Genomic DNA, 10,198 nt, shown 5'->3' on the forward strand with positions numbered 1-10,198 from the left:
AGCAGTCATTATAACTACTACGCTATTCTAAGTCTAACTTTTTGGGGTCAGATCACATCTCTGCCGGTTCTTTTTTTTATTCATAGTTCTCTACAAAATGTTTTATCGCCGCTGCAAAATCTTCTACTACGTGTGTAGCTTGCTCTTTTACTTCTTGTGGCGCGCGGTTCATACAGTATGAGATGTCAGCTACCTTAAACATATCCACGTCATTTCCTGAATCTCCTAAAGCTATTACCCTATCATATCCTGACCTGATAGCTTCAATACCACTAGCTTTAGAAATATTTTTTGCTGTGATTTCCATACGTGTTGAACCTGATTTATAAATCTCTACTTCTGGAAATTTTTCTTTCATAATATCGTAATGATAATCTAATTGGTCTTTTGTTGGTCTTACATTTATTTTATAGATTGTTTTTCCTTTTAGCAATTCAAAAGGATTTTCAACACAAATTAGTTCCATGTTCCACAATCTATCTTTTTTCTCATGATCAAAATTACCGATACGTTGTTTTCCATCTAAAGCATCAAATATTAATTTGCTTCCCTTTAGATATTCGAATATTCCAGTTAAATCTTTAGTAGGAATGTGTTTTTCAAAAAGAACTTCATCTTGTCTTGTTACGACCGCTCCGTTAAACCCTATCATGTGTGTAACATCCATATCATTGCCTTCTGCAATATATTTGATTTCTTCAACAGAACGCCCAGTCGCAACTGAGAAATCCCCGTATTTTTTCGCATCATGATACGCTTTTAAATCTTCTTGTTCTACGAACACTGAATTCTTAACATATGTACCGTCTAAGTCTGTAACAAACAAATTCTTCATGAAATTATTCCTCCATACCAAGCATTTCTTGGATTTCCATTTTTAATACATTAGCATGAGATCCGTAAATTGATTGCATTTGCATATCACTTTCTGCAAATCCCATAGCTCCAAGTTTCGTTGTAATACGTTCTTGGTCTACTAAGTTTTTATCTTTTACATTAATTCTTAAACGAGTTATACAAGCATCTACAGCTTCGATGTTATCTGGACCACCGTGTGCTTTAACTAATTCAATCGCTTGTTTTCTAATTCCTTCTGGTGTTTTTTGTACTGTTTCCATTACTTCATCATCACCAGCAGCTACGTCTACTGATTTTGGTGCTTCTTCTTTACCGATTGTAGCGATTTCTACACCAAGTTTAGCACGAGCTTCATTTTTATTAGATAATTTAACATCATCTCCATCTTCACGACCAGGAGTTTTAAGATCGAATTTAACAATCATAAATCTGAATACTACATAGTAGATGAAGAAGTAAACTACACCTACGATTGGTACTAACCACCAAGCTGTTTTAGGACCTTGAAGTACTCCGTAAATTACCCAGTTAATAAATCCGTGTCCAGTTGGAGTAGCAACCCCTGCTCCTAACATGTGCATTACGAATAATGCTGAACCAGCTAAGAATGCGTGTACTACATAAAGAATTGGTGCTACGAATAAGAATGTGAATTCGATTGGTTCTGTGATACCAGTTAAGAATGAAGTACCAGCTGCAGCGAATAATAATGATCCTACAACTTTACGTTTTTTCTCGTCAGCTGTTTTGTACATTGCATAAGCTGCACCAGAAAGACCAAACATGAAGTAAACGAATTTACCACCGTTAAATCTTGTGATACTTGGATCTACGTGTTGTACGTTTGGATCAGCTAATGAAGCTAAGTAAGCGTTGATTGTACCAACTACACGTTGTCCACCAATTTCCCAAGCTCCACCTAATTCAGTTGTACGAACTGGCCAGTTTAAACCATGGTGAAGACCGAATGGTAATAATGCTCTTTCTACTAAACCATACAGGAACGTTCCAATAGGTCCAGATTTAAGAATGAAGATTGATAATACACTGATACCTTTTTGTACTGGAGGCCATACGAAGAATAATCCAGTAGCAACTGCTGACATGATTACGATAGTTGCGATAGGTACGAAACGTGGTCCACTGAAGAATCCAATAACTGTTGGTAATTGAACTTTAACAGCCCACTTATGGACGAAGTATACAACTATACCTACAATGATACCTCCGAATACACTAAGGTCCATTGTTTGAATACCAAGTACTTTTGTCTGCATGGCATTTGATAATGCTAATTTGGCTTCGTTACTTGATAATTTACTAGTATCTACTAATTTGTGACTTTGTACTAATAGGAAGTTAAGTACGTAGTGTAATACGATGAATCCTAGTAAACCAGAAAGTGCAGCAGAACCTTTTTCACGTTTTGCTAAACCTACAGCTACCCCAACCGCAAAAATAATTGGTAAGTTGTTGAATGCTGTATCCCCTAATACGATTAGGAATTTCATAATAAATTGAATAATGTCATTTTTTAATGCTGGGAACATTTTCAGTGTGTTTGAATTACTGAAGGCTGTCCCGATCCCTTTAATAATACCTGCACCAGGAAGTACAGATACTGGTAATAAGAACGAACGTCCGAATTGCTCAAAAGCAGAGACGAATTTATTTTTTTTCTTTGCCATTACCTTTTCTCCTTTGTTATTTTTTATAGGTACATTATAACAGATATGAAAACGGTTTTTAGTTTTTTGCCTAAAAGTTTCTTCTATTGTAATTTATTACTATTTTAGTAAAATTTTACTAAATTCTAGAAAACGTTTATAAAATAACTTTTCATTTTAAAATTTTTATGATATGATACTTAATGCTGAGTAAAGAAAAAATATTCATTGGTAAATTTTACTATAGGGGGGACATTTTTATGTTTTTTGAGAATTTAAAAGAAAACTACGATAGACTATCCATTTCAGAACAACAAGCCATCGATTATCTTATGAAGCAAGATAATATTGAACATACCACTTTAAAAGAAATTAAGCAGGCTGTTCTCGTTTCTTCTTCTACCGTAATTCGTGCTTGTAAAAAGTTGGGGTATAACACATTTATCGATTTAAAATATGATTTAAAAATGAGTAAAGAATTAGCTAAAAATAATAACGCTACTTCTTCTAACTTTATTACTTTAAAAGAACAGCTTAGCGTTGAGTTTTCTCGAACAATGTCTATTCTTAATCAAGATGATTTTGATACTTTTGCCGATAAAATAATTAATGCTCGTCGTATATTTTGTATAGGTAGTGGCTCAAGCTACATGGTTATGAGTGATTTCAATAGAAAACTTAAACTTATTAACCTTTGGTCAAATGACTATTTTGAACATTATTCTATTAAAAGAATCCCTGATATTTGTACAAAAAATGATGTAATTCTAGTATTTTCTCTAGGAGGTAATACGGATGTCATTAATGATTGCGTCTTAGAGGCAAAACAAAACGGAGCAACAATCCTATCAATCACCAGCCTTGTGAGTAGTCCACTAGCAAAAATGAGTGATCATTTAATAAAAGTCTACGATGCACCAAAAAACAGAAAAAAAATTCGTTCACGATTAATGTTAAACGTAGTTGGAATTATTTTATTCGAAACTATCGTTAACACTCTAAGCCCTGGAGAATATGTAATAGATTAAAAAGAATAACAAAGTAAAGACCACCCCTGAAAAGAGGTGGTTTATTATTTTCAAGACTTTATCTCATCAACTGACTAAATGCATTAAGTAAAGGAGGATGACTTTTAAGCCATCCTCCTTCTTATCGATTATCTAATTATTTTTTATTTTTCACCTTGTTTTTAGGTACTCGTTTTGCTGAACCTATATTCCAAACTGTCTCTTCTTGTGAAGCAATTTCTTTATAGATATTTGCATTATTTTTTACTGTAGTAGCTGTTTTAGCTTCTACTGCTTTTTTTTCGTCTATTTTTGGTTCATCTTTTTTTACTTGATTATTTATAGATAATCCTGTAGTTGATATACCAACTGGTTTATTTGAATTTTCGGCTGTATTACGTGTTGCTGAGCCATATACAGAAGAATATACTGGAGATGGTTTGAATTTACCAACACTGCGTGATTTAGGTGTAATAGTGTTTGAACTCATCATTTGACTCGTTACTGATCTAGTCGATGTAGAAATTCCTGATGATGAATATTTTTCAAAAATTGCATCAAGAATTTTTTGATTATTTTCGATTTTTTCTTTACTTACTGGTCTATAACCATAATCAACAGTTTTATACTCTCCTAGCTTAGCACCGTTACCTTTATCGAAGTACTCAGAAACATCATTAGTATATAATTTTTCAGTATAATCTATTCCGCGTTCTACTTCTTCGACAACTTCACTTTCTTCGCGAACTTTAGCGTCTTCTACTCTCTTCTCAACTACTTCTTTTGGAACAACTTTTTCATCTGTGAATTTATCTACATCATTAGCTTTTTTAATAATCTTATTGTTTGGAGATACTTCTCTTAATAGACTATCGATATTTACTGAGTCTGCAGATTCTTCTAGATAGTTTTGTTCTTCTAATTCTTCGATTTCTTCTTCATCTAAACGATAATCACTGTAACCAGAAAGTCTATCTTTTTTAACTTCTTTAAATTCTTCGTAGTCTTCAACTTCAACATCTTCTATTTTAGCCGCTTCTTGAACTAAGTCAACATAAGTTTCTTCTTGTTTTTCTTTCTTAAGATCAGCTAAATTTTCATTAAGTTCTTCTATTTCAGGAAGAGTTTCTTCTTTTCTTGGAGAAACATCAATATTCTCAGTTTTGATAAGCTCATCTAAGGCTGTTCTTTCTTGAGTATTTTCAGATTTCTTACCTTCATATAAACCTTTTCTGAAGTTTTCAACTTCTTCGCTAGATTCTTGGCCTTCTTCGAATCTTTCACCAACAAGTTTTTTGCTTACTCTATCGATATCATCTTCGAATAAATCTTCATTTCCTTCTAACACGTCGTGTACAGAAGTATATTTTAATTTCTCACGACGGCTTCCTTCAGCATCAAGTTCTCTAACTTCTAGTGCTGGAGCTTCTTTCTCGTGAGTTTTGCTCTCTTTTTCACGAATTTCGTCAAAAATACCATCTAATTTTTCATTTTTCTTAGCGTATAATGGATTATCTTTTTCAATCTTATCGCTTCTTCTCTCTAGAGAATTAAAGTTTTCTTCGAATTCTCTACGAGCTTCTCTATTTTTAGTAGTTCTTTCTTCTTGAACTTGAGTTTCCTCTTTAACTTGGCCTTTGAATGAAGTAGCTACTTCTTGTTTTAATTCACTACTATCTTTCCCTAGTACTACACTGTCTCCAAGAGTGTCAATCTTATGATCTTGTTTTAGTCTCTTAGTACGAACAGCAGCAAGAGTTGGGTGTTTTCTTCTTGATGGTTTCTCATCAAAGATATCAACATCAGTTATTTCAGAGCTTGAAACTCCAAGTTTTTTAAGAGCATCCCCTAAGTCTGTAACTGTTCCAGCTGAAGCTTTTTCTTCTTTTTCTTCGTATTTAGTAATATCGATTTCTTCAAACTTAGCTTCTTCTTTAACTTCATCTACAAACTCAATCTCTAGTTCTTCTTCAGGTTCAGAAGCAAATCTTTCAACTGATACTTGAGGTTTTTTCTTAACAGGAGTTTCCTCTTCTTTTACCTCATCCTCAAAATCATCTAGTACCGCTTCTAATTCTTCTTGATCAATTTCATCATCACTCACGTTAAATAATTTTTCTTTAAGTCTTGAGAAGAATCCTACTTTTTTATCTTCTTTGTACTCTTCCTCATCGTCTTCATAATCTTCATAGTCTTCTTCTTTGACTACTCTTGACTGTATTTTTTCAGCTATTTTAGCTTTCTCTTTTTGTTCACGTTTTTGACGTTCTAGATATGTTTTATAATCTTCAGCCTCGTCATCTTCATCTTCTTCAAGAAGCTCTTCATCTAAAAAGTCATCGTCTAATTCTTCATCATTTTGTTTAAATAGATTTTTGAATTTAGCAAAGAAGCCATTTCCTTTTTTTGATTTTTTCTCTTGTTCGAAGTCTTCTTCATAATCATCATCTTCGAATTCATCTATTTCAAAATCCTCAAGGTTTACTTCTTCATAATCATCAAATTTTTCTTGAGTTTTTTCTCTTCCTTTTCTATTTCTAGAATCTGACTCAAACTCATCATCTTCAAATGATCTCTTAGATTTTCTAGAACTAAAGTCTATTTCAAACTCTTCCTCATCTTCATAATAGACTCTTTCTTTTCTCTTGTTTTCAGTTTTTCTTTCCCTAGTTTCTAAAGAACTCTCTTTCTTTTCTTTACGCGATATTTCTTCTTCGAATACCTCATCTTCATCTTCTTCTAAAAACCACTTTTTCCAATTAACCATACTTTACACCTCCTAAGTTAGATTTTATTTAAGATTCAAATCTTTCACTCGAGTTCCTACTTTAGTGTCAGCATCTAATACTAAAATTCCTCGTGCTTCTTCTTGTGGTAATCCTAATTCACGTTTTGAACATAGCATTCCGTTTGATTCTACACCACGTAATTTTGATTTTTTAATTAATAAACCACTTGGCATCATCGCACCACTTAACGCTACAACAACTTTTTGTCCTGCTTCTACATTAGGAGCTCCACAGACAATTTGTAATATCTCATCTTCACTAACTTTTACTTCAGTTACTTTTAACTTATCTGCATCTGGGTGTTTCTCACAACTTAAAACTTCTCCAACTACGAAGAAATCGTCATTATTTCCTTCTAAATCTATTTTGATTCCATTTTTTTCTAAACGTTTTTGAAGAATCTCTTTTTGCTCTTCTGTTAAATCAATACTTCCTTCTCCATCTAATTTCAAGTTCTCAACGTTAAAAATATTTAATCCAACTAAAGCTCCATTTTCATCTTTAATTAAAGTGATATTTTTCTTCTCTTCGTATGTTACCTCTTCTTTACTCTGAATAGTAATTAATAATGTTTCTCCTAACATTTTCTTATTGTAAAAAAATAACATGACTCTCTCTCCTATACTTAATTTTAATTTTTTAAAGTTATTCTACAAAAATAAAATAACTCTCTAGTTCTTTTCCATCATATTTGAATGTAATTGTTGTTATTGGCACAAGACCTTCTGTAAAAAAATGAACCATCATTTTTTGCAAAATTTCTAATCCCTGTTTATTATTTATATCTGCGATTATTAATGTATCTTGATGTGGCAGACCGACATAAAATGAATCTCCTAATTTCTTATAGAAGTAATCTAATACATTTTTATCGAATATTCTAGCTCCATCATAACCATCTTTCGCATTTAGGAAATAAAATTTATTTCCTGCAACTTCATCCACATTATACTTAAGTGGTAATTTTTCTAAATTGTTTTTAGCAACCTCCAAAACTTCTTGCTTATTTTTTGAGAATTTATCTAAAAAACTACTATCTAACAATTTATAGCCATCTTTAAAATCATACGCTAAATAAATTTTTGTTTCATTTGTATGTTCAAAACTAACAAGATCTTTTTCATTATCTTTATTAAAACTGCTAGCTCTGACTACGGGATAAATATTTTTCAACAATTGTTCTTCATTAATAGTATCTAAAGAAACACTTGTTTGTGCACTGAAATTTTCTACTATATAGTAGACAAACTCTTCTATTTTTTTATCTCCTTTGCTAGTTTTCTTATCTCCTAGCTTTCTGACAAAACTATCTATATCTATTTTTGCACGACGATTTTCATACTCTAAAATAAAAACACTATTATCTTTTTCTCGTCGCTCGTGAATTTTTAAAGTAGGTAGTTTTTCTATTATTTTTTCAAATATATAATCTCTTGTATAAGACATATTACCTCCAATTTTGTGTATAATATGGCAACTTAATTATACCATATTTATTTATATTCAATCAACATAAATAAGGAATATATACAAATATTATTCACTTTTTTACACTTCATTTATTTAATTGCAGCATAGTCTTTTATTTGTTATAATTTTATATATAAAACTTAGGAGGACTTTTGTGGATAACGAAGCTAAAAAAGCTGAATTATTGGAAAAATACAATAATTGGGCAAAAAAAAATAAACAACGCTTATTAATTTCTGTTGTTGTTTACTTAATAATAATTTTATTGAATTTCATATTTTTAAAAAATAATAAAATTACTATTCTTTCTTCTTTATTATTTTTTACTTATGCCGTTTATGTATTTTCATTAATTTGGTTTATAAATAACAAACTTATTATGAATATTGATTCTATAGATTTTGATATAAAATAAACTGACTTCAATTAATCACTTACGATTATTTAAGTCAGTTTTTTATTATTTTTTAAACTTTAAGATTTATTATCAATAGATATAAAAATTCATATTAATTATTTTTACTTCTATAAAGAAAAAAAACTTACGAAAAAAATTTTTTTATGCTATAATACCTAGCGTATTTCAAAAATAGAAAGGAGTCTATATGACATTAAAAAGAAATTCTAAATTATTTTGGCTTTTTGTCAAGTCCGTTGATAAATTTTTTTGATGAAAAAATTATATAAAACTTAAGAATAACTGGATATACCAAGTTTTTTTGATATTTTTTTCTTATTAGAACATACTCTAATAAGACTTACTGTTTTGACTTTTTTTGACTATTAGTGATTTTTATTATCTGGCATAAAATCCAGCAAGCCTACTCAATATATTTAATTGTGTTACCCTATGATGCCTTTTTGTGATAATCCCTTATCCGTTTTTCTTTCCTTTGCTCATCTTCTACAAATTTAACAAGATTAAACATTATCATTATTCTTAACCTGAAGTTTTGAAAATTCCTATATCCGTAACCTGTTCTCTTCAATAGCTTTATTTTAGTATTCATTCCTTCGACTAAACCATTAGAGTATGGATATTTAATTGCATTAATTACATATTCTTGATATTTTTTATAGGTATTGAATGTTTTATTAACTTCATCAGAAACGTGCGAATAATCTCTATTAATAATCTCTTCCAGCATTTTTTCATCTTTACTATCAAACGCTTCTATAAAGTCCTGATATGCCCAATATGTCTCTTCAAGTTCTTTATTTAAAGATAACATATAGTTTAGTACATCATACTCATTTTTAAATTCTTCATAGTACCTGTATTTCTTATACTTTATATTTATCTCATAAAAGTTTTTATACAATAAATATCTGAATTTCTTAAGTACCTTATAAGGGAAATGATGCTTACTGAATTTTTTCATTATTTCTATTCTTTTATTTTTTAAGTTAACTACTAACAATCTCTTTATATGAAATCTATCTATCACTATTTTTGCATTTGGAAAAGTCTTCTCCGCTATATCTATATATGAATCATAAAAATCAGTTACAAAATACTCTACATTTTCTCTTGCCTCTAGTGTATAACCATTAAAATATGATATTAATGAATTTTTAAACCTGTTTGCTAAAATATCTTTTACTGTTCTTTTTTCAGCATCTACTATTATAAAATTCATTTTAGCTTTATGATGTTTCACCCCGTTAAACTCATCTACACACAATACCCTAGGCAAATTTCTTTTATTTACTATATTATAACTTTTAAATTCTTTCATATCTCGCTGAACAACATTAATAGATATGTTATTTTGACGTGCAACTTGTTTAGAAGAAATAGGCGTCACCATATCAATAAAAACTTGTCTATGAATTTGTTTCGATATACGTTTCTTTTTTTCAATAAAAGATACTTCTGGAGTAAAATTTATTCTACAATCTTCACAATTACAAGTATATCTTTGAACAGATAAAATAATTTTTACTTGACTATCATTTAATTTAGTTAGTCTTACTGTTTTCTCATATATTCCATTTTTTGATATGTTCGTAGAATTACATTTCAAGCAACGTCCATTGGCTTGTATTATCTCGCCTCTTAATAACTTATATTTTTTATTTCCCTCTTTAATATTTTCTATATAACTATCATCTAGTATTAGATTACGCTCGTTCTCAAGATCAAAAACTTTTTTGAGTATCATAATTATCCCCTTAAAATTTAATCCTACTAACAAATATTAATCATTAAATAAAAAATGCCAAGTCCTAAGACTTGGCGGTGTTGATAAAATATTTGCTTAAAAATATTTCTTTATATATATTAGCATACATTTTCAAAAATTACAAGTGTTTTTCTCATATTTATTTCTATAATTGTGAAAACTAATCAGATACATTGGATACATTGGATACATTGGATACATTGGATACATTGGATACATTG

8 protein-coding genes are annotated in these 10,198 nt (G+C 30.1%); 2 read left to right on the forward strand and 6 right to left on the reverse strand.

Annotated features, from left to right (window positions below; all coding sequences use genetic code 11):
* Positions 1 to 76 precede the first annotated feature (76 nt).
* Positions 77 to 835 (reverse strand): Cof-type HAD-IIB family hydrolase, encoded by a 759-nt coding sequence (locus tag RYK99_RS08160; protein WP_314991687.1) that lies wholly within the window; start codon positions 833 to 835, stop codon positions 77 to 79.
* 4 nt (positions 836 to 839) lie between these two features.
* Positions 840 to 2,546 carry a PTS transporter subunit EIIC gene (locus tag RYK99_RS08165; protein WP_314991688.1) on the reverse strand — a complete coding sequence of 569 codons (1,707 nt, stop codon included), beginning with the start codon at positions 2,544 to 2,546 and terminating at the stop codon, positions 840 to 842.
* A 239-nt stretch (positions 2,547 to 2,785) separates the two neighbouring features.
* On the opposite strand from RYK99_RS08165, the gene RYK99_RS08170 reads away from it, so the two are divergent.
* Complete coding sequence (locus RYK99_RS08170; RefSeq protein WP_314991690.1) at positions 2,786 to 3,553, forward strand: MurR/RpiR family transcriptional regulator; 768 nt, start codon at positions 2,786 to 2,788, stop codon at positions 3,551 to 3,553.
* A gap of 136 nt (positions 3,554 to 3,689) precedes the next feature.
* Here RYK99_RS08170 and RYK99_RS08175 read toward each other — a convergent pair whose 3' ends face one another.
* From RYK99_RS08175 to RYK99_RS08185, 3 genes are read right to left on the reverse strand one after another with little or no spacing between them, the layout of a single operon-like run.
* The gene (locus RYK99_RS08175; protein WP_314991692.1) at positions 3,690 to 6,299 is read right to left on the reverse strand and encodes a hypothetical protein; all 2,610 of its coding nucleotides are present in this window, start codon (positions 6,297 to 6,299) and stop codon (positions 3,690 to 3,692) included.
* A gap of 24 nt (positions 6,300 to 6,323) precedes the next feature.
* Positions 6,324 to 6,929, reverse strand: a complete 606-nt coding sequence (gene ytpR, locus RYK99_RS08180) for a YtpR family tRNA-binding protein (RefSeq protein WP_314991693.1) — start codon at positions 6,927 to 6,929, stop codon at positions 6,324 to 6,326.
* A 37-nt stretch (positions 6,930 to 6,966) separates the two neighbouring features.
* A complete protein-coding gene (locus RYK99_RS08185; protein WP_314991695.1) occupies positions 6,967 to 7,767 on the reverse strand; it encodes a DUF1444 family protein in 801 nt (266 codons plus the stop codon).
* Between the two features lie 178 nt (positions 7,768 to 7,945).
* Here RYK99_RS08185 and RYK99_RS08190 point away from each other — a divergent pair, with 178 nt between their 5' ends.
* Positions 7,946 to 8,206 (forward strand): hypothetical protein, encoded by a 261-nt coding sequence (locus RYK99_RS08190; RefSeq protein WP_003148070.1) that lies wholly within the window; start codon positions 7,946 to 7,948, stop codon positions 8,204 to 8,206.
* 433 nt (positions 8,207 to 8,639) lie between these two features.
* On the opposite strand, the gene RYK99_RS08195 is transcribed toward RYK99_RS08190, so the two are convergent.
* Complete coding sequence (locus RYK99_RS08195) at positions 8,640 to 9,956, reverse strand: ISL3 family transposase (protein ID WP_314991698.1); 1,317 nt, start codon at positions 9,954 to 9,956, stop codon at positions 8,640 to 8,642.
* Between the last annotated feature and the right edge of the window lie 242 nt (positions 9,957 to 10,198).

The organism is uncultured Gemella sp., assembly GCF_963537375.1.
In the GTDB taxonomy this organism is placed as follows: Bacteria; Bacillota; Bacilli; order Staphylococcales; family Gemellaceae; genus Gemella.